Source organism: Bradyrhizobium sp. S3.7.6, from assembly GCF_054061875.1.
Map to the genome: position 1 here is coordinate 4,546,789 of NZ_JBSSEQ010000001.1, position 19,426 is coordinate 4,566,214.

Below are 19,426 nucleotides of genomic sequence, written 5' to 3' on the forward strand. Positions count from 1 at the left end.
AGCAACGTATGCCTGACAGCAACGCTGCGCCACCGCGGCCTGAACTGTTACGCAGTAACATTCTCCAGACGCGCCTTTCATCGGAGGAACCGGAACAATGCTCTGGCCCAGCGGTTGACGGCGCATCAACAACCACTGGAGAGAGTGGACATGAAAACCCGTCTTGCGATTTCATTGGCTGCTGTGTCGCTGCTGGCGGCGTCGACTGCGGCCTTTGCCCAGTCGACGACCGAACAGGGCGCTAGGGACGGCGCGCGTGCGGGTGGCGACATCGGTGGCCCGGTCGGCGCGATGGTCGGCGGCACCGTCGGTGCGGCCGTTGGCGCCGGCCTCGAAATTCCGAATGCCGTGCTCGGCGGAATTCCGCGCGACGACTCCGTCGTGATCCACGAGCGCGTCGTCGTCGGCGAGCCCTTGCCCCCGACCGTGGTCTTGCGCCCGGTGCCGAACTACACCGAGTATCGCTACGCGGTCGTGAACGACCGCCGTGTCATCGTCGAACCGCGCACGCGCCGGGTCGTGAAAATCATCGACTGATCGGTCAAGGCGTGTAGGCTGTTAAGAGCTAAGGCCCCGCGGAGCGTCACTCCGCGGGGCCTTAGTTCGTCATTGCCGAATTGGCGCGAACCGCCGGTGCGGTTGGGAGATCAGTCGTTGCGAGAAGGCCCTAGGCAACTGTGGCGGGCTTCTCGTGCTCGAGGCCGCCGAGCCGGGTGTACGATAATGGCGGAGAGACGGCCCCGGCTGCAGGGGTCAAGGGGGTAGGCCGAGGCCGCTCCGCCAGCTCTGCCGGCGAGCCAGCGACGACTCAATAATTGCCCGCGCTCGTCGTTCCTATTGGGACCATCATTCCAAAAATGGGCACTGGCTTGTGTCCGACCTTAGGCGCTGGCCGTACTTATTGGTTGCGGGAACAAGTGGCAATTCCACGAGTTTTCGAACCGTCTGTGTTGCATGGTTATGCGCCGAGGCAACGATGAAGACCAAGCTACCCGGGAAGTTGTCCCACTACGATAAGATGGCCGCCTCCGCTCAGCAATTTTTCAAGGAGGCGACGGCCTGTCGCGGGGAGGCGGCTCGCAGCCTCGACCAGGTCGATCGAGAAGGCTGGCTGAAGCTTGCGGGCGAATGGACAGAGCTCGCGCTCGCGGCCGAGCGGGGCCAGATTTTCCGCCGGGATTAGCGATGGATGCGTCCCAACAGGACGTGTTGATTGCTGGATTGAGCCCTTAGAGCCGGGGCCGTCTCTCTACGTTGTCATATCGGAGTAACGTATGCGTTCCTCGCTCTCGATCATGCCAGCCGCCCCTCTCGACCACAACATTGCTGAGTGCCGCGAACATGCGGATCACTACAAGAGACTTTCTGACCACTACAAGAGACTTTCTTCCGCGAGCGGCATCTCCAAGGACCGCGCCACCGCCCTGAGAAACATCGCCCGAACCTATGTCGGTTTGGCCGGCCAACTGGATAGACTGGCGTCTCTCGCGCGGAACGAGCAGACAATGGAGCTGAAGTAAGGCGGCACTGGCCTGCTTGCGACTTCACGGACGCTGTTCGTATTTCAACTTCGGTGTCCCAAGCAGATCCCAATTTGCCAACTTTTCCCGACCGCGGCTACTACCTTTTAGTTGATCGGGGATATAGGGGGGGACCACTTCCGTTTACCCGATGCCAGCATAAAAAGAGCAAGAAGACCGAAGGGTCACCTTCGAGCATCCGTTGCCTGCGCAAATGATGGCCATTGATGGCACGTGGCGTCGCGCGTGCACGCTTAAGGAGGTCTCAAATGTCGGAGCAACACTTCAAGTTGAGACCTCGATTGAGGGGCTGACCCTGAACGAGTTCTTTCTTCTGCTTTCGTCCACTGGACTTGCCTATCGTCGCTGTCAGCTCGAACGAGTAAACGGCGACCAGTTGCGGGTCAGCTTCATCCGCGAAAAGGTCAAGGCCAAAAAATCCTCCGACAGGAGCTGGACCCCGGATTTCAAGACTGCCAAACTTTCCCGGGAACCTTTGGCTTGTGTGCACTTTGTAACCTCCAGTTCACGTGTGCTCGGCGGAAAACTATGACGGAAGTGCTGCCGACAGTTCTTCTGGTAGAAGACGACGATGCGATCCAAGGCATTGTCGAGGAAGCATTGAGGGAGGGGGGCTTCGAGTTCACCAGCGCCAAGACCGGCGAGGAGGCGGTAACACTGCTCAAAGGTCGGCTCGTTGCATACTGCGCTCTAGTGACTGACATCAATCTGTTAGGAAGCCTCACCGGCTGGGAGGTCGCGCGGGCGGCACGCGAGACCGATCCCAATTTGCCCGTGGTCTACATATCGGGCGCAGCGGCCCACGACTGGCCGGCACAAGGCGTTCCCAACAGCATAATTCTTCAGAAACCGTTTGCCCTCGCGCAGCTTACAACGGCGGTCTCTCAGCTCCTTAACGAGCGCTCGGTGGCCGATTTAGGCAAGGCTTGAGGCGAGAGATGACGCAGGCATCAATACTCCTCGTGGAAGATGAGGCGCTTATTCGAATGATGCTTGTCGAGATGGTCGAGGAACTCGGACACAGGGTCATCGCTGAAGTGGGGAATATAGATGATGCGCGATCCGTTGCCGAGATCGGGGAATACGATCTCGCGATCCTCGACATCAATTTGCATGGTATGAACGTGGGGCCCGTTGCCCAAGCAATAAGGAGACGAGGGCTGCCGTTCTTTTTCTTGAGCGGATACGGCAGCAGCGGCGTGCCGCATGGATTTGAAGGAACGCCCGTCTTAGTCAAACGGTGCACGCTGGATAAGCTTAGGCACACAATCGATACTGTTTTGCCGAACGGAGAAACTTGAAAGCGCAAGACAACCGTTGCGGTTGCCCTTTGCGAAGCAAGGCCGCCTCAGTTGGCGGGCTACCCCGCCCAGCACCTCCTATTTGCGAGTCAGCAGATCCTCCCCGGGCGGCGTCCGCTTTCATGCTGCGATCACCAGCCGCGCTCGATCTCATATCTGAGCCCGGCGCCAATCCGCTTCAATTCATCTTCTCACGGAGCTTTCGGATGAACTCGCGAAGGTCATTCGCATAATCCTCAACGATCCGGCGCGCCTCCTCCAAGCGAGTTGGCTTGGGCTCGGGTTCGGTTGGCTTGGGCTCGGTATCGGAAGGCTTGTTCATGGCAGAGGCCTTGAACCTAGATCGCCGGCAATCCTTGATCTAAGTCAACGGACCTTCGTGCTAGCTCCCGCAATATCCGCGATCATGATGTGAGTCTGCGTATTCATCATCGTCGCCAGTACGGCTCGTCGCTTTTGGTATCAGGGTTGTGCCGGTTCTTGCCGATCGAAATCGGCAAGCCGGCTCCTGTCGTTTAACATGATCTCTCGCTGATCGCCGTCGAGGAACGTAAGGACGCCCGCTTTACGCAAGCTAGATAGCACGCGAGAAACCGTCTCCAACGTCAGGCCGAGATAGTCCGCAATGTCGCGACGAGTCATCGGGAGCGACACATTGTCTGCTCCGGTGCGGCAATCCATCTCAAGTAAGAAGGCGGCAACCCTTTCTACCGCGGTCTTGCGGCCCAGAAGCAGCATATGGTTTTCTGCGTGCTCCAGGTTGCGGGTAGTCATGCTGAGCAGGTTGTGCGAGACAACCGCGTCTCTTGCGGCCACCAATTGAATGCTTTCTCGCTTAATCAGGCGCGCGACGGTTTCGACGACCGCCTCTGCGGTAAATCGATGCGTGTCGCCATTCTCAATCCCGAAGATATCGCCCACTAAGTGAAAGGCGGCGATTTGACGCCGACCGTCCGAGAGCAACTTGTAACTTCGCACCGCACCATGCTTGACTTGATAGACATACACAGCGGGCTCTTTTTCACCGAAGATTTCGGTGTCTTTTCGGTATTTAAATTCGCTGAGGCCGATGATTCGGTTGAATGTACCCGCTAAACCGAATTCATCGAGCGTATTGGGCTGAGGTCGTCGATCCGTTGTGATACGCACAAACATCGGTCATTCCTCTTCCGCATCAAATCCTTTGAATAATCCTTTGCCACCAGGTCGTTCGACGAGCGACCATATTCATTCCATGTCCCTTAGATCATTGTACCAAAGGACAATGTCAGGTTGCTGGCGTCCCTGGCCGCAATGTTGCGTTTCGAGGAGCTCGCGCGCGGACGCCTCCGGGTCTGCATAGGGTCGTTCTGCGGTGTGCTTCTAGATTTTTGCGGTTAGCGCGGTGGCGCTCATAACAGAGCCGACGTGCGATCTATCCAAGAGGGCGGAATGAAACTTTTGGTCCCATGGGCTATTGCGCTACGTGAGCCAAATTTGTTGTTTGGGAGGCCGCCATATGGCCAATTCTGTTCGCCCATGGACCTCGGAAGACCTTGAGACGCTCAAGGCGATGGCCGGGAATCACCGCCGCGAAGAGATAGCCGCTGAATTGAACCGAGGCGTCTCGTCGGTGGCTGTTAAAGCGCATCAGCTCGGTATCTCTTTGCGATACCACGCCATGCCAAAGCGTCGACCTTCAACAGCCGAGCCAGCGCCGGGTCATTGACTCGATTGTTTCGAATCTGCGTTGCCCTCTTGCTAGAGCGGAAGTCCGCCACCGTCAGGCGACCCCGCGCAAGGGCAGCGCGAGCTGCGTGTCGAAGCGCCTTGTGGCGTTGGCGGCGATGAAGTCTTGCAACGCAGACGAGACCTCGGCGTCGGTGTCGGCCGCGCGCCGGGCCTACGCATCGGCTACCTCGGAAGTCGCGTCCCGCGACCACCCCTCGACGGGATTGAAGGATACAATCCGGAGCGGATAGGCGTACTGGCCCGAGGGTCGAAATCGGGGGTCGGGTGCATCGGCCTTCTCGGGTCAGGTGGTTGCAAGGGAGGTCTTTTTTCGGGTAAACGGGGGTCAGGTTAAGGGGCGAAACGGGGCGAATCTGTCGCGCTTTGTGGAACTTGGTCACACCTCAGCCCAGTTTGCATTGCTCGGCGACAAGGTTCGATCGCCGACTTCGGCACCCATGTATGCGGCACATCAGTGGATTGCTCGCCGTTTCAAGCACGACCCAAACGGAAAGCAGAAAGCAGAGGCTCATGCCCACAATCGCTTTGGTCGACGATGACAGCAACATTCTCACATCCGTCTCGATCGCGCTGGAGACGGAAGGCTACCGCATCATGACTTACACCGACGGCGCCTCCGCGCTCGACGGCTTCCGCACCACCCAGCCCGATCTTGCCATTCTCGACATCAAGATGCCGCGCATGGACGGCTTGGAAACGCTGCGCCGGCTGCGGCAGAAGTCCAACCTGCCGGTGATCTTTCTGACCTCCAAGGACGAAGAGATCGACGAACTGTTCGGCCTCAAGATGGGCGCCGACGACTTCATCCGCAAACCATTCTCGCAGCGCCTGCTGGTCGAGCGCGTCAAGGCCGTGCTGCGCCGCTCGGCGCCGAAGGACCCGACTGTCGCGCCGAAGGAGAACAATGCCAAGGCGCTCGACCGCGGCCTGCTGCGCATGGACCCCGAACGGCACACCTGCACCTGGAAGAACGAGCCGGTGGCGCTGACCGTCACCGAATTCCTGATCCTCCAGGCGCTGGCGACCCGCCCCGGCGTGGTGAAGAGCCGCAACGCGCTGATGGACGCCGCCTATGACGACCAGGTCTATGTCGACGACCGCACCATCGACAGCCACATCAAGCGGCTGCGCAAGAAGTTCAAGGTGGTCGACAACGAGTTCGAGATGATCGAGACACTTTACGGCGTCGGCTACCGCTTCAAGGAAGCCTGAGGCTCACGCGCCTTCACGAAAGACTGAGAGCATCGCCGGTTCTCGTTCCATCGGGACCGGGATGGCTCTAGCGATAGGGGAGTTTGCAGGACGCCCTCGAGGTTGGTGTCAGCCTCATCCGTCTCGCGCCAGGCGCAACCGGCGCGCTCCAGAGTCTTCAAGCACCAGATAGATATCGCGGTCGAGGCGGTCGGCCGGCACGATCGAGGGCGAGGAACGCATACGCTACTCCGATACAACAAGAGCGAGAGACGGCCCCGGCTGCAGGGGCCTAGGGGGTAGGCCGAGGCCGCTCCGCCAGCTCTGCCGGCGAGCCAGTCAAATATCAGCCGCCCTTGTGGTTCCTTTTCCAAACTGAAGGGGGCGCTTCCGTATTTAACCAGTGTCATAAGACTGATTTTAACGGGCGCTAACATGGTAGAAGGCAAGCCAGCGGGGAAGGCGCTGCTGTGACCCGCACGGCCAACAGAAGGCAGAGCCAGTGATCAACATTGCTGAGTGCCGAGAACATGCTGACCTCTACAAGAGACTTTCTGGCGCGAGCGGCATTTCCAAAGATCGCGCCGACGTCCTGAAAAACATCGCCCGAACTTATGTGGGTTTGGCTGGCCAACTGGACAGACTGGCTTCTCTCGCGAGGAACGAGCTGAGGTAGGTGGCCGGCCTGCTTTCGGCATCAGTCGCCTAGTTTGATTTGGGCGTGGCCTGTTTTACGAAAGAAACAATTTGAGGTTGGCGTCGTTCTGGTCTGATGAGACGGTATTATTTTGACATCAGAGAGGGTGACGAGATTTTCCCGGATGAGGAAGGTCTAGAGTTCTCAACCATAGAGAAGGTGCAGGAAGAGGCGGCGCGCTCGCTTGCCGATATGGCCAGAGATGCCGTCCGCGCCTTAGGGGGCGATAGCCAAAAGCTGTCGATTGAAGTCCGGGACGAGAGCGGTCCGGTGCTCCAGCTCAAATTCACATTCGCGGTCGAACGGCGCAGGCATTGAGGCCGCCTCCGTTGGCGGGCTGTGTTCCTTCTGTCGGGAACCCGAGTTCTGGTTTATGGTCCGGAGATCACCGCCCCGTCCGAGGCGCCCATTGGTGACTGAGAGTGCTTCATGCTCCCGCCCTCTATGCCAAGCGGAAGCCATGTGTGAGAAGTGCGTTCAGTACGACGACAAGATCGCCCGGTATCGGCGCCTGTCGCTCGGAATCAACGACTGACAAACGCTGGACGGAATTGCAGTCCTGATCGCACAGGCGACGGACGCAAAAGCCGTCGTCCATCCATTCCCGCCCAAAGACTGAGGACGGGCTATTTGTGCGGCGAGGTTTCGCCTTTCATAGCTCCTTGCTGGCATTCAGGCGTTCGCCGTTGCATGTTTGTCCCTATGGAGACGCGCGAAGACTTCCTGCTTAAGCTAGCGACGGTTTTGGATGACGTCGGGTCGAACCAGAAATTGATAATTCGGGACCGTTACATCGAGCGTGCGTTTGGCGGCACGCGTGCCATCGCGATTGCAGAGGCGGAGGTCTTTGCCCGGGCGCACGGCTGCACTTTTCGCTACAACCGCATCAAGCGCCAAGGAGAGTTCACCCGTGCTTATCCGGCAGGCGGCAGGGCGTGAGGTGGCTCGTCGAGAGCGCGGGCTACTGCTGGTCGTTGGGTGCGGAAAAGCAAGTCCGGCGGCCGGTTCACGCTGGCGGGCCAGAACTTCAAGTAAGCATCCAGACGGAGAAAACGACACAGAGGCAGCTTGCACCTATGAATGCGAGACCCAAAAAGAAGCGCTCGGCAAGGTCCATTTCCATGGCGTTCCCCTCCGGCTGCCCGCGATAAGTAACATTCAATTGTGATCCGAGGTTCCCGCGTTATCGCGTGGAACTTGTGTTCACTAGGGCACAGACCACGGAACTGCCCGCGCGTTAGGCTGCAAGAACTCAAACCCAACGGTTAGGACCCGTAAGATCGAGGTGTGTCATGCAGCGACGCCGTCGTTTTAAACAAACTGTGTCCCTCGAAGAACGTCTTGCCCAAGAAGCCGTACGCTTAAGAGAGCTAGCCAAGAAGCTCCCTGCCGGCTTCGAGCGAGAAGCTCTCCTCCGCAAGGCCAGACAGGCCGAGACCGGCTCGCACTTGAGCGAGTGGTTGAGATCACCCGGACTGCAGCCGCCAGAATAGGAACACGCGAACATTTCTTCTATGCTCTCCCTCGAATGAGGGCGGCTTATGACCCGGTACTACTTCGACATCCGGGACGACACTGGTTTGTACCCGGACGAGGAAGGTCTGGAATTCGACACTCAGCAAGAGGCCGAGGTCGAAGCCGCTAGGTCGCTTGCGAACTTGGCAAAGGACTTTGCCACCATACGGCAGGACGTTTCCGTGGAAGTGAGGATAGAAGTTGAGCGGGTGTTTCAAGCCGCATTCATTTTCGACAGAAGTAGGACGAAGCAGTAAGGACGGTTCCTATTTGCGAGTCAGCAGATCTTCCCCGGGCGGCATCAGCTTCACGTAGGTGCCGCTTTCATGCTTCGATAACCAGCCGCGCTCGATGGCGTATCTGAGCCCGGCGCCGAACTCGCTCCCGCTGCCCTTCAGCTCGATCATGAACTGCCCGTTGATCCGCTCGATGTAGATGCGGCCGTCCTGCACGGCCGCGACGCTGGCCGCGAGCTCGACGAGCTTGCGCGCGGCCGCATCCGGGTCTGCATAGGGTCGTTCTGCGGTGTGCTTCATCGTCGTGTCCCATTGGCCGCCCGCGCGGCGGTGATGTGTGCGCGGTGAGGGTAGCTCTCCGCCGTTTTCCAGCTGTCGAACGTGGTGCCGCAGACGCAGCGCATCAGTGTGCTCCGGATCTCGCTGTCGAGCTTCTCGCCCCGCGCCCGCTTGGCCGCAACCTCGGCCCGCCAGTCGCGATCTTGGCGCCATTCGGCGAAGGCGGTGTCTGGGATGGTGAGCCGCAGCTCGGACGACGCGGCCTCGAAAGCCTCGCGCGCGGCTTCGAAGGTGGCGGCTATGCCACTCCGCCATGTGCCTGGCTCCATGCCACGATAGAAGCCGATGGACCAACCCCATTGATCGGCGTGGATCGGTACGCCGGCGCGCGCGCCGATGGTCCCGGTGCGGACGTCGGTGAAGTAGATCTGCCAAGATTCCTCGTGCGGATTGTTACCGCGGCGACGGGTGAGGGCGGTCATTCCACAAGAATAGGGGCAAGTCAGGCGCGGGACCAGTCGCTGGATTTTGAGGCCTGCTCTGGTCTCAGGGCTCTATCTGTTGGTCAACGCTTAAGCGCTTCGTGCGGCCAGAGCTGCACCTTGTTATCGTGCGCCGCGTAGCGCTCCGGTGATCACGCCAGTGCGCGCCGCTCGCGCTCCTCAGCCCAAGCAGTAAACGTCGCATGCGCCCAGGCCGGCGAGGACGGCGGGATCGCACCTCGGGTCTGCACCCCTCCAGCCGATCGGAGAGCAACAGCACGTCAACATAGGCGACGCCATGTTCGCGCGCGATAGGGAGATGCGGGAATGTCGTCCGCCCAACAACGTGCTTTTCTATTTCCCATAAACGCGCCGCTGACAGCCGTGCCGACCCAAGGGCTGGTCGTTCAGTTCTTCAGTCTGGCAACACACGACTGGGAAGTTTCAGATGCACTGCCGGGCGTCATAAAAGCCACCCCGACCCTCCCAGTACGTCGGCGTCCCATAGTACCGGTGGGTGCGCGCTTCCCAGTCTCGATCCTGCCATGAGTCATCACTGAACTCAGGCGCGTCCCTCAGCTGTTGCTCGGTGATGTTGGTTCGAAAACCACCAAGCGCGACGTATCGTATTTTAGAGCGCCCCACGGAATGGGGTAATGGCTATGGCCCAATCCAACAAATCCACCCAAGCTCAAGACGGCATAAGCCACGCGACCTGTGACCTTGTCGATGATGAGGTGATCAATCTCACCGATGTTCTTTCGATCTGCTCCATAAACCTCGGTCCCTTGAATGTAGGTTTTGTCGGCCTAACTCGGCCACTCCAGGGGTGTTCCTAGCTTCGGAGAATAGTGTCGCACGCCAATCATCAATCTATCGTCGTCGACATCGATTCAAACAACCTCCAGCTCCGATCCCATGGCGAAAACCTGTATCGGAAGGCGAAGTGGGCAAAGACGAGGATAATGAGGCCGCCAACTGAGCGGCCCTATTTTAGGTGGCGATTTTGGCCCCGGTGAACTCAGCCACTCGTCAATGTTGGCGCTGCTCTTGCGCGTCCGGAACGGAAGGCGCCATCCTTTGTTCAATCGTCCAGAGAGTTCAAAGGAGAAGGGCTATGATCGCTAACAGATTTATGATCTTGGGTGCGTTGCTCGCCTTCAGCGCCAACTCCGTTTATGCCGGTCCCTGCACCACGGTGAGCCGCGATGCAGGATCAGGAAATGTCCCGGGCTATACGGGACAAACCACTGGTTCCACAGCAACTGATTCTAAGCAGCAACCGCCGACATCTTCGATGAGCAAAGCCTCGGAGAATACCGCAACGTCGTCGGAAGATGCTCAGCGCCAGATGCAGAGCCAGCCGACCGCTGCCGAACAATCAAAGGCGACCCACCCCGCACCCTCTGCCCAGTCACCGGATCGAACGGCAGGCACCGTCGAGCAGACCCGCCCCGCGCCCACGGAACAATCAAAGAAGGCGACGGCCGGTGCGGCCGAGCCCGCGCCGTCCCAGAAAAAGGTAACGGCGGCCGACCAGGACTGCGAGTAAGCGCGGGGGTCAATGGCTTCAAGAGGGAACACTGGCTAAACGCCTGATATGAAGTGGTCCTCTGCACCACTGGACCGGGCCGGTGCCGATTGCTTCCGCTTCCGGTCCGAGGTTGAAGTCGATCGGCGCACGTTGGCTGCAACCCATGACAGCCTTATGCGGTCACCGACCGCACAAGGGCGTGCCGACTGGTCGACGCTGGCGCGATCTTGCCGTCCGTGCCAAAGCCGACGACGTGGAAGACTTCCTTCCCGATGGATGCCGATCGAGGCCAGCGGCTGTGTGGTGGTGTCCATGGGATGTTTCTCCGGATGCTGCAGGGTAGTCTTTCCAGACTGATCCCGCGGAGGAAGCAGCCGGTCCATCCCATTAGCGGACCTTGCGACGCGCTGGTTGGTCGTCTCAGGAGTCGCGATACCCGGTCAGTTGTGCTGACTTTCGGATGAGCCGGAGATCATATAGTTTCTTTAATGCTGCTCATTGAGACAGGACATGCCGGCATCTCCGTTTTAGCGAATGGCAGCGCGATTGCCGTCCGCACGCATCGCCCTCTCAACGAAACCGACAGTCTCTTTGTGCGGTCACGAGGACTAACCGCGCGCACGGCACGCGAAGAGCGAAGGCCGCCGGGGCTGGCTGAGTTGGCGAGCCCTACTTTCAGCTGAGCAGCCACAGAGCGAAAGAAGCGCTCCCGTCCAATGTCGTGATCGAGCTTTAGGCACGGCTGAGACTGCCGTCGGGAAAGCCGGCGGCCGATTTAAGTTGTCTCGGATTGATCTGTGGCAAATGCTGACAGGTGCCGTCCGGAATGCGGTTGGAATTCGGTATGGCGTATTCCCGGGTAACATGAAGTTATCGTTTCAGGCGGCAAGGTCAATTGGCTGATCGGTGGGTTTTGTGGCGAGCGTGTTCCAACCATCGACCTTGCGCATGCTGATCTGTCCCGAGGCGAGCAGCGCCCAGAACATCATCGCGGCGGTGTCGGCCGACGGCAGTACGGTTTGGGTTTTGATCCGGCGCTTGAACTCCTCGTGCAATCGCTCGATCGCATTGGTCGTGCGTAGGCTGCGCCATTGGCTCGGCGGCAGGCGCGCGAAGGTGAACAAGCGGTCTCCCGCTTCCTCCAGGCTGTCGGCAACGGCACGATGCTTGAGCCGCCATTTGCGGATGAAGGCCTTGCGGCGAACGGTGATCTCCTCAGGCGTCGTCGCATAGATCATGTCGTTGTACTCTGCGGTGATCTCGTCGTGCAGGCGCTCGGGGGCATGGGCCAGCAGGTTTCTGTGTTTGTGAACCGTGCAGCGTTGCACCGGCACGCCGTCCCAGACGACTGCAATGGCCTTGTCGAGCCCTGGTGCGCCGTCGACGATGAGGAATTCGGGACGCCGCAGCCCGCGCTTGATGAGATCGTCCAGCACCGTGCGCCAGGCCTCGGCGCTTTCGCCGCCCATGCTCTTGATCGCGAGCAGAACCTTCTGGCCGTCCGCTCGCACGCCCAGCACAACGAGCAGTGAAATCGAGGTCGCCTTGCGGTCGAGGCGCACCCGAACGACGGTGCCGTCGAGGATCAGGCGCACGATCGGCTCCGCGGCCAGCGAGCGGCTGTTCCAGGCGTCCCAGTCGCCCTTTACCTTGCGCCAGGTCCGGCTCACCGTGTCCTTGCCGACCGTCCCGCCGAACAAGGCCGCCAGCGCGCGACGCACCCGCCTGGTATTGGTGCCGGCGAGATAGCTGCTGGCGATCAGCGCGTCGGCGGCAAGCGTGCGTCGTTGATAGGCCCGCAGCGCCTGGCTCTTCCATTCCGCCGTCCCGCCCTCCGGCGTGGTCAGCCGGGCCCGCGGCACCGCGATCTCGATCGGCCCGAACGTGCCCGTCAGCGAGCGCGTCCGGCTGCCATGACGGTGGGCCTTGACGCAGGCTCCTGCTTCATTGCCGGCCATCTTGCTTCGTTCGTAACGCGGCCGTGCCAGCGCGGTATCGAGTTCGCCGCGGATCAGCTCTTCGATGAACTGACGCGCCCGAGCCCGCACCTCGGTCTCGATCGGATCGAACCAGTTGTCGAAAAGATCAACAGCCATTTCGGTCGCAGGCTGCATGGAATCAGGCTTCGTAGTAAACTTGGTCATGGCGTAGTCTCCAGTCCGACGCTTCAACGCCGGACGATTCGAGGTTGATCACCCCGGAGACTACGCCAACCCTAATTCCTACCAACCCTGCGACGGCACCTGCTGACACCGGACCAAAGACTATACTGGAGACTGGTTTATGGAGCTCTGCCATGATCATAGAGCGCTTATCCCAAGAGCATCTCAACATTGAGAAGCTGCTGGCCATCCTCGAGCGGGAACTCGAGGTATTCGACCGCGGGGACCGTGCTGACTACGAGGTCATTCACGCGGTTATCAGTTACTTCGAAGTCTACCCAGAAGTTTATCATCATCCCCAGGAAGACTTGGTATTTGCCAAGCTGAGGGCACGAGATCCGGCTGCTGCTGCGAAGGTCGGCGATCTAGCTCGCGAACACCAGAAAGGGGCCCAACTTTTGCGCCGCGTCGCTCAGGCGGTCGACGGCGTTCTCGCGGAACGTGAGATTCTGCGCGAAGATGTGGATCTTATCGTTCGGGATTTTATCGCGCACGAGCGCCGTCACATGAGGATGGAAGAACGCGATTTTTTTCCCGTGGCACTTAAGGTTCTCAAGCCTCAAGATTGGACTGAGATCGCTTCAGCCGCAACGAGTCACAATGACCCGCTATTCAGCGACGTTGCCGAGGAGCGGTTTGACACGCTGCGCGCACATATTGTGCGGCTTGAGCAGGAGGCTGACGCCGAGCGTAAGTAATCGCTATGGCGTCGCGCCATGCATTGTGCCGCGCGACGCTGAGGACGCTGAGGTCAAGCGTAAGGCAGAGTCAGAATTGAGCTGCGCCTTTGCTTGCGCGCTCACATACGCTTGCGGCCCGAAGCAGGAGGCTATGATGCCGCTCCACACCGACAATCTCGAATCGACCATGCGCTATGCATTGCTGACAACGCGTGCTATAGCCCTCTGTCCTTTCCATCCCGAGGTCATGATCCGCGTCGGAGACAGCGACGCCGAAACACATGCTTATTACCGCGCCAGAAGCATCACCAAGAGTGATGGCACGTGCTGGGAGCGTGAAGATCTCATGGAGGAGATTGTGCGCCAACTCACGGATGCGGCCGACGGCGTGTGTCCTCGGTGTGCGCAGCTGGTTGCTTCCCATAACTGACGGGCCGCGCCGTCAGGACACCGGAAAGGGAAGACCGAGGCAAAGAATCTTAGTGTTGGCTAGCTGACAGCATGCTCGTTCACGCTGGTTGGCTTTCGGCAGGATCGCGGCAAGACAAACCTCACGATGGCCGGCCTTCATGGAGACGCGCGAAGACTACTTGCTCCGGCTGGCGAGTGTTTTGGATGTTCTCGCGATGGACGAGCGGCTGATAGTTCGCGGCCGATACATTGAGCGCGCGTTCGGCGGTACGCGTGCCCTCGCGATTGCAGAGGCAGGAGTCTTTGCCCGCGCGCATGGCTGCGCGTTTCGTTACGACCGCATCAAGCGCCAAGGAGAGTTCACCCGTGTATATCCGGCAGGCGGCAGGGCGTGAAGTGGCTCGTCGAGAGCGCGGGCTACTGCCGCTCATGAGTGTGGGAAAGCCGCCAGCTATTAGCACACAGGGGCGCCGCCGAGGGTTGGCCGGACCCGCCAAAAGACCTTGCCGAGTACTGCCAGCGCCACCGCATCAGCTTCGACCGGATGCTCGGCTGCCGTCTGATGGGCCTCAACGAGCGCCGCTGCCGACAGACGTAGCTGCCGAGTGCCGAACAGCTCGCAGCGAGGTATGCTCCACTTTCGCCGGAGGATCAGGCGATTGACGCCGAGATCAGGCGCATCCTGGCCCAGCGTGGACCAATGAAGCCGCCGTCGCCGAGCCCATAGGAGGCGCGACCGGCAGCGGCTGATGACGCACCGCCGTCGGCTGAAGCGCTGAAGACGATTCCGCGGTTCGCGCTCGGCCGGCGACTCCGCTAACTTAATCCTGTAATCGGTGCCCGCCGATTGCCAATATCTCAGTCAAAACTCCCGCCGGCTCGCAAGGTCGGCGGGTTTTCTTCGACCGAGCTTCGAATGACAAATGCCAACCGAATAGTGCTGGCGCAGCTCAATACATCGTCTCTCAGGCCTTACCGAAACTCGGCGCACGTCCATGCGCAGGGCTCGGCTCAAGATCGAGCGCCTTAAGGCACGGTTAAGACGCATCGAACGGGCTACTCGGCGGTCCGACCCAGCGGACCGCTTCTAAGTACAGCAAGTTTTCGCCCACGGAACGCGTGCGAGCTACTGCGTCGCGGGTGTGGGCCGTTCGGGCTGCCGACCCGGCTGTGACAAAAGGCACTTCTGCGAGTGGCATCGTGGACCTTGCGGCAAATCTTGGAACTATATGCACGCTTACTCGCATAAGTTTTATTGCCACAGTTTTGCACCACAAAGGGATCAGCATCTGCCAATGGGGGGCATGGCCGATGAAACGAGACCTGAAAGAGCTCCGGCGGATAGAGCAGATCTGTCTAGCTGAGGCCGCGCTTGCCACGATGGATATCGAGCGGATCGGACTACTGAAGGTCGCCGAGGATTGTAGGCGCTCCGTGGACGAGATCGAGGCGCGGGCCGCCCTTCAGAGTCGAGTTCGCAGTTTTTTGGGGGTATCGTGGATACGCAGACACCAATTGGCCCGGTCGCGTGGGCGTGCGGTCTGATCGGCCTGGCGCTGTTCGTCGCGCTCTATCTTCCTTGGTAAGCCGATCGCGAGTCCATCACAAAGGCCCGCCGGTTCACGCTGGCGGCTGGGCGCTGTTCGTTATCATCGCTCTGTCCGCATGTAAGGGCTGCGCTCTGAGACCAATCGAAGGTCGGGGTCGGCGGCTATGGTCAGGGAAGCCTCGATCCGGAGCGGGTTCTCTGGAGGGCGCTCAGCCAGCACAGCCCAAGCGATGACGCCGACTGCGAAAAGCGTTGCCGTTAAAGTCCAAGGATACCGCATCATTGCGTCCTCCTTAGTCTGGTATCAAAGTCCCGATCAGGTTGAGCAGCGCCTGGTGCTCCGGACCGTTTACGCTGTCGCGCAGGAATCGGCCGATTTCAATGTACGAGGTCCGTCCTCCTGAGCCGGCATTCGGCTGATGCTTCACGACTGGCGTGCTCGAAGCTGGATGTCGCGCCAAAGACCAGACGTCGCCATTGCTGCTTTCATACAGGACCCGATCGCTCATAGCGAGCTAATAGCGCCCGCACTATTCGGTTCCTGTCGGGGATCGTGCCGACTTCGGCCTACTAATATCCTGCGGTAGGTCCTGCGTCCGAACCCAAGAGGCGTCCGCCAGATCCAACGCGCCATATCCTCAATTGGAACCTCTTCCGCAATTGACGTGTTCATCGACAGACAACCCACAGGAGTTGCCGATGATCAGAATGCTTATGTCACTCGGGACAGCAACCTTGATGGCAATCTCAATTGCCAGCGCATCTGCGAAAGACAAGCAAAGCGAAACCTTCCTTAAGAAGGCAATCGAGGGCAATTTCGCTGAAGTGAGCATGGGAGAGCTGGCGCAGCAAAACGGTCAAAGCGACGCCGTCAAATCGTTTGGCAGAATGCTCTCTACAGACCACGCTGCCGCCAATCAGAAGGCATTAAATGCTGCCCAAGCACTGGGAATGAACTCACCAGGCGGACCGAATGCGAAGCAAAAAGCTGACCATGACAAGATGTCAAAAATGACCGGCGCGGGTTTCGATAAGATGTTCGCTACCCACATGGTCGCAGACCACCAGACGGATATCGCCGAGTACAAGAAGGCATCAAAAAGTAAGGATGCTGCTGGAGAATATGCTTCCGGCCAGATAGATACGTTGCAAAAGCACCTGGACACCGCAAAATCGTTGAAGAGCGGTAATTGATCCGACGCCGGGAATTGGGGCGGCAGGATCGCGGCAAAGATATGCAAAGCGCCGGGCGGAAGATTATCCCGTCGGTTTACTGGTGCCTGGCGGATCGCTCGCGTAAGCCGGCGGCCGGGCTTAAACCTTCTAGGCCGATTGACGGGCTTGATTCTCAACGCGGTTTGGGACTCGCCTCCGGTTCGACGGCCGGTTGGTCGATTTCAGGTGCGGCGGGTTCTCGCACGATATCTTTGGAAGCTTGTCGGTTTCTTTGGAATGCCCATCCGATTAATCCCGCCAGCACGAGGACAGCTCCGGCGAGCATAAACCAGTGTGGATACTCCATCCCAGAAAGCATCGCTGTTCCCGCTAATGCTCAGTGTTCACCCTCGTACCGCATCGGCTGGGTAGGCAACCGATCTTGAGCGCGATGGTTTCGACGACTGCTTGTTTTTTGGTCGGAAAGTGCGTCGCCACCAACGACAGAACACCAGCGATGCAGAGGGCCGTCAGAGCGGCGCCCGCAACGCTTACCGCACCTCGCAACAGCAACTGCCCCAACGCCCGCAACATGGCATCCGCATAACCGGGAAATGCTTAACGAATGCCGCGCGCGATCAACGGCGCTCAGAAAAGCGCGTCGCATCGCGCGGCATCCCGTCAGATCAAGGTTCCGCGCAAGCGAGCGCTGTCGGATGACTAGTAGGTGCCCGCCTATTGCGTGCTGAGCGACACGCCAAGAACAAATGCCTTAGCCGCCGTCGCGCCCGGCGTTCGCTTCAACTTCTTTGCGATCTTCGTGACACCAGTCTTTTGCCTCGCAAGTAACTTCAGCGTCTTCAGGTCGTCTTTCGTCCACTCGCGACGAACAGTCTTCTTTTTCTTGGCCAACTCGCCGCTCCTTCATTGATAGGAGCGCGGTCTAACACATGAGGCGTGGCGTGCAAACCCGCGTGAGGAAATTCATTGCCCAACGATCATTTCAACGCGCCTCACTGCTAAACTCAGGCCTTAGGCTCGTCCGGAAAATCGAAGCTGAGAAAAATGAGTGCGAAAGCTCCGACGATCACGAGCGCAACGCATAGCGCCGCGATTCCGTAGGGCCACACCGGCTGATCTCCTTTGGGAAAAACGAATCCGACGCACCCAGTATGATGGCGCGCCGACTTCGCTAGGCTGAAGCCGGACAGGGCAACTCATCCGGCCATGACAGCGTAACTGCAAAGGCGAGCGGCGCAATCGAAGCCTGAAATTAAGCTTGAACAGTAGAGTAAACTACCGCTGATGGCCCAGGCCGAAACCCAATACGAGAGCCTTCTGGCGGAGCGCGCCCTCGGTTCGCTTGGTCATCTTGGCTATTTTGACCACAGGCGTCCGCGCCTTGGAGTGCGCCTTCAGGTCCTTGATATCTGCAGCGGTCCACTCGCGACGAACAGCTTTCTATTTCTTCTTAGCCAAGACGCGCTCCTTCAGTGTTGATGGCGCGGTCTAGCACACGGAAGGTACGACCGTCACGCGGGATGGTGTGACGCAACGCGCGGTGCACACCTGGCCTGAGGATAGAGCGGGAAGGCCGGTGAGGCCGCGACAAGCGGTGAGGGCGAGGAGGGCGACGCGCAAAGTTGGTCAATCCTGTCGGGAAATTAGGAAAGCCATCGGAACGCTAGAGAGATGGTGCTCGGAGCTAGACATCAGCAGAAGACGATTAACGTTGTTATGTTGTATGCCGCTGACCTGCCCCTGAAGTTTCACCCAGTAGCGGTTAGAGTCTCGGCGGATGTTACGCCGTTTGGCGCGGTGTGAGCAACGTGCGATCGGCGGAGCTGGTCGGGGTTGCGCAGCCGATCGCACGTTGCGGTGAGGTAGGCGGCATAGGCCGCAGGGGTCAGATAGCCGAGCGAGGAATGCGGGCGTTGGCCGTTGTAGTCGCCGACCCAATCCGCAATCTTGGCGCGGGCGTGATCGAGGCCGAAGAACAAGGTTTCGTTGAGAAGCTCGTCCCGCATCCGGCCGTTGAAGCTTTCACAGAAGCCGTTCTGCATCGGCTTGCCCGGCGCAATGAAGTGCCAGTCGATCTTGTTCTCCTCCGACCAGGCCAGCATGGCATTGCAGGTGAACTCGGTGCCGTTGTCGGAGACGATCATGCCCGGCTTGCCGCGCTGATTGATCAGCGCCGTCAGTTCGCGTGCCACCCGCCGCCCCTGGATCGAGGTGTCGGGGATGGCCGCCAGACATTCCCGGGTCACGTCATCGACGATATTCAGGACCCGGAAGCGACGGCCGCTGGCGAACTGGTCGTGGACAAAATCCAGCGACCACCGGGCGTTCGGCCGAGCCTCGACCAGTATCGGCGCTCGGGTGCCCACGGCGCGGCGGCGGGCCCGGCGCTTGCGCACGCTGAGGCCTTCCTCTCGATACAGACGGTAGATCCGGTTCCGCCCGGACGGCTCGCCCTGCTGGCGAAGCAGCACGAACAGCCGGCGGTAGCCGAACCGCCGACGGGCATTAGCAAGCTCGCGCAAGTGGCCGCGTAGTTCGGTGTCCGGCGGTCGGCACGATCGGTACCGAACCATCTTGCGGTCAGCGCCGACGATGCCGCAGGCCCGCCGCTCCGCCAGACCCATGACGGCCTGCAGGTGCGCGACGGCTTCGCGCTTGGCGACGGGCCCTACCATTTTTTTGACAAAAGCTCGCGTAGCGCTGCAGCATCCAGCATCTGCTCGGCCAGCAGCTTCTTCAGCTTGGCGTTCTCGTCCTCGAGTTGCCGCAACCGCTTGGCATCGGAGACGTCCAGACCGCCGAACTTCGCCTTCCAATTGTACAGCGTCGCTTCAGAGACGCCATGCTTCCGCGCCAAATCGGCAGCCTTCGCACCCGCCTCATGCTCACGCAGCACGCCAATAATCTGCTCTTCCGTAAACCTGGCTCGCTTCATCTGTCC

The 19,426-nt window shown here is 59.7% G+C and carries 22 protein-coding genes and 3 pseudogenes; 16 read left to right on the top strand and 9 right to left on the bottom strand.

Annotation, left to right across the window (positions count from 1 at the left end; genetic code table 11):
- Positions 1–150: 150 nt before the first annotated feature.
- The 6 genes from ACVJ5M_RS21950 to ACVJ5M_RS21975 all read left to right on the top strand — a co-directional run bounded on the left by ACVJ5M_RS21950 (position 151) and on the right by ACVJ5M_RS21975 (position 2,842).
- Positions 151–537, top strand: a complete 387-nt coding sequence (locus ACVJ5M_RS21950; RefSeq protein ID WP_231145284.1) for a DUF1236 domain-containing protein — start codon at positions 151–153, stop codon at positions 535–537.
- A 439-nt stretch (positions 538–976) separates the two neighbouring features.
- Positions 977–1,183 (top strand): hypothetical protein, encoded by a 207-nt coding sequence (locus tag ACVJ5M_RS21955; protein WP_231141861.1) that lies wholly within the window; start codon positions 977–979, stop codon positions 1,181–1,183.
- Between the two features lie 91 nt (positions 1,184–1,274).
- Positions 1,275–1,520, top strand: a complete 246-nt coding sequence (locus tag ACVJ5M_RS21960) for a hypothetical protein (protein WP_354079306.1) — start codon at positions 1,275–1,277, stop codon at positions 1,518–1,520.
- Between the two features lie 202 nt (positions 1,521–1,722).
- Positions 1,723–2,073, top strand: coding sequence for a PilZ domain-containing protein (locus tag ACVJ5M_RS21965; RefSeq protein WP_341850513.1), 351 nt, complete (start codon positions 1,723–1,725; stop codon positions 2,071–2,073).
- Positions 2,070–2,471: a response regulator gene (locus ACVJ5M_RS21970; protein ID WP_085398163.1), complete on the top strand. Its 402-nt coding sequence runs from the start codon at positions 2,070–2,072 to the stop codon at positions 2,469–2,471. The genes ACVJ5M_RS21965 and ACVJ5M_RS21970 overlap by 4 nt, the downstream gene beginning before the upstream one ends.
- 8 nt (positions 2,472–2,479) lie before the next feature.
- Positions 2,480–2,842 (top strand): response regulator, encoded by a 363-nt coding sequence (locus ACVJ5M_RS21975; RefSeq protein ID WP_354100586.1) that lies wholly within the window; start codon positions 2,480–2,482, stop codon positions 2,840–2,842.
- A gap of 462 nt (positions 2,843–3,304) precedes the next feature.
- Here ACVJ5M_RS21975 and ACVJ5M_RS21980 read toward each other — a convergent pair whose 3' ends face one another.
- Positions 3,305–3,997 carry a helix-turn-helix domain-containing protein gene (locus tag ACVJ5M_RS21980; RefSeq protein WP_063983365.1) on the bottom strand — a complete coding sequence of 231 codons (693 nt, stop codon included), beginning with the start codon at positions 3,995–3,997 and terminating at the stop codon, positions 3,305–3,307.
- Between the two features lie 607 nt (positions 3,998–4,604).
- Positions 4,605–4,817: pseudogene (locus ACVJ5M_RS21985) on the bottom strand (hypothetical protein); the annotation flags it as partial.
- 266 nt (positions 4,818–5,083) lie between these two features.
- Here ACVJ5M_RS21985 and ACVJ5M_RS21990 point away from each other — a divergent pair.
- From ACVJ5M_RS21990 to ACVJ5M_RS22010, 5 genes are all read left to right on the top strand, one after another.
- Positions 5,084–5,785, top strand: coding sequence for a response regulator transcription factor (locus ACVJ5M_RS21990; protein ID WP_063986614.1), 702 nt, complete (start codon positions 5,084–5,086; stop codon positions 5,783–5,785).
- Positions 5,786–6,536: 751 nt separating this feature from the next.
- Positions 6,537–6,779 carry a DUF6894 family protein gene (locus ACVJ5M_RS21995; protein ID WP_014494428.1) on the top strand — a complete coding sequence of 81 codons (243 nt, stop codon included), beginning with the start codon at positions 6,537–6,539 and terminating at the stop codon, positions 6,777–6,779.
- A 372-nt stretch (positions 6,780–7,151) separates the two neighbouring features.
- A complete protein-coding gene (locus ACVJ5M_RS22000; protein ID WP_014494430.1) occupies positions 7,152–7,400 on the top strand; it encodes a hypothetical protein in 249 nt (82 codons plus the stop codon).
- A 353-nt stretch (positions 7,401–7,753) separates the two neighbouring features.
- Positions 7,754–7,954, top strand: a complete 201-nt coding sequence (locus ACVJ5M_RS22005; protein WP_231141863.1) for a hypothetical protein — start codon at positions 7,754–7,756, stop codon at positions 7,952–7,954.
- Positions 7,955–8,002: 48 nt separating this feature from the next.
- Positions 8,003–8,233, top strand: coding sequence for a DUF6894 family protein (locus ACVJ5M_RS22010; protein WP_456679387.1), 231 nt, complete (start codon positions 8,003–8,005; stop codon positions 8,231–8,233).
- A gap of 9 nt (positions 8,234–8,242) precedes the next feature.
- Here ACVJ5M_RS22010 and ACVJ5M_RS22015 read toward each other — a convergent pair whose 3' ends face one another.
- The 3 genes and pseudogenes from ACVJ5M_RS22015 to ACVJ5M_RS22025 form a co-directional block, all read right to left on the bottom strand.
- The gene (locus tag ACVJ5M_RS22015) at positions 8,243–8,512 is read right to left on the bottom strand and encodes a hypothetical protein (protein ID WP_085398671.1); all 270 of its coding nucleotides are present in this window, start codon (positions 8,510–8,512) and stop codon (positions 8,243–8,245) included.
- Positions 8,509–8,973 (bottom strand): hypothetical protein, encoded by a 465-nt coding sequence (locus ACVJ5M_RS22020; protein ID WP_354100723.1) that lies wholly within the window; start codon positions 8,971–8,973, stop codon positions 8,509–8,511. The genes ACVJ5M_RS22015 and ACVJ5M_RS22020 overlap by 4 nt, the downstream gene beginning before the upstream one ends.
- Before the next feature lie 444 nt (positions 8,974–9,417).
- Positions 9,418–9,767 (bottom strand): annotated as a pseudogene (locus ACVJ5M_RS22025) (PRC-barrel domain-containing protein).
- A gap of 323 nt (positions 9,768–10,090) precedes the next feature.
- On the opposite strand from ACVJ5M_RS22025, the gene ACVJ5M_RS22030 reads away from it, so the two are divergent.
- On the top strand, positions 10,091–10,525 hold the full coding sequence (locus ACVJ5M_RS22030) for a hypothetical protein (protein ID WP_187387703.1): 435 nt from the start codon (positions 10,091–10,093) through the stop codon (positions 10,523–10,525).
- A gap of 860 nt (positions 10,526–11,385) precedes the next feature.
- Here the strand turns inward: ACVJ5M_RS22030 and ACVJ5M_RS22035 are convergent.
- Positions 11,386–12,621 carry an IS256 family transposase gene (locus ACVJ5M_RS22035; protein WP_456679629.1) on the bottom strand — a complete coding sequence of 412 codons (1,236 nt, stop codon included), beginning with the start codon at positions 12,619–12,621 and terminating at the stop codon, positions 11,386–11,388.
- A 182-nt stretch (positions 12,622–12,803) separates the two neighbouring features.
- On the opposite strand from ACVJ5M_RS22035, the gene ACVJ5M_RS22040 reads away from it, so the two are divergent.
- From ACVJ5M_RS22040 to ACVJ5M_RS22055, 4 genes are all read left to right on the top strand, one after another.
- A complete protein-coding gene (locus tag ACVJ5M_RS22040) occupies positions 12,804–13,367 on the top strand; it encodes a hemerythrin domain-containing protein (protein ID WP_063983360.1) in 564 nt (187 codons plus the stop codon).
- Positions 13,368–13,503: 136 nt separating this feature from the next.
- Positions 13,504–13,779, top strand: a complete 276-nt coding sequence (locus ACVJ5M_RS22045) for a hypothetical protein (protein WP_231141875.1) — start codon at positions 13,504–13,506, stop codon at positions 13,777–13,779.
- A 139-nt stretch (positions 13,780–13,918) separates the two neighbouring features.
- Positions 13,919–14,155: a hypothetical protein gene (locus ACVJ5M_RS22050; protein WP_085398194.1), complete on the top strand. Its 237-nt coding sequence runs from the start codon at positions 13,919–13,921 to the stop codon at positions 14,153–14,155.
- A gap of 1,853 nt (positions 14,156–16,008) precedes the next feature.
- Entirely contained in the window at positions 16,009–16,503 is a 495-nt protein-coding gene (locus ACVJ5M_RS22055; RefSeq protein WP_063983357.1) for a DUF4142 domain-containing protein, read from the top strand.
- Between the two features lie 696 nt (positions 16,504–17,199).
- On the opposite strand, the gene ACVJ5M_RS22060 is transcribed toward ACVJ5M_RS22055, so the two are convergent.
- From ACVJ5M_RS22060 to ACVJ5M_RS22070, 3 genes and pseudogenes are all read right to left on the bottom strand, one after another.
- Complete coding sequence (locus tag ACVJ5M_RS22060) at positions 17,200–17,376, bottom strand: hypothetical protein (RefSeq protein WP_187387677.1); 177 nt, start codon at positions 17,374–17,376, stop codon at positions 17,200–17,202.
- Between the two features lie 857 nt (positions 17,377–18,233).
- On the bottom strand, positions 18,234–19,301 hold the full coding sequence (locus tag ACVJ5M_RS22065; RefSeq protein ID WP_231142186.1) for an IS3 family transposase: 1,068 nt from the start codon (positions 19,299–19,301) through the stop codon (positions 18,234–18,236).
- Positions 19,268–19,420: pseudogene (locus ACVJ5M_RS22070) on the bottom strand (transposase); the annotation flags it as partial. The gene ACVJ5M_RS22065 and the pseudogene ACVJ5M_RS22070, both read right to left, overlap by 34 nt.
- Positions 19,421–19,426: the final 6 nt, after the last annotated feature.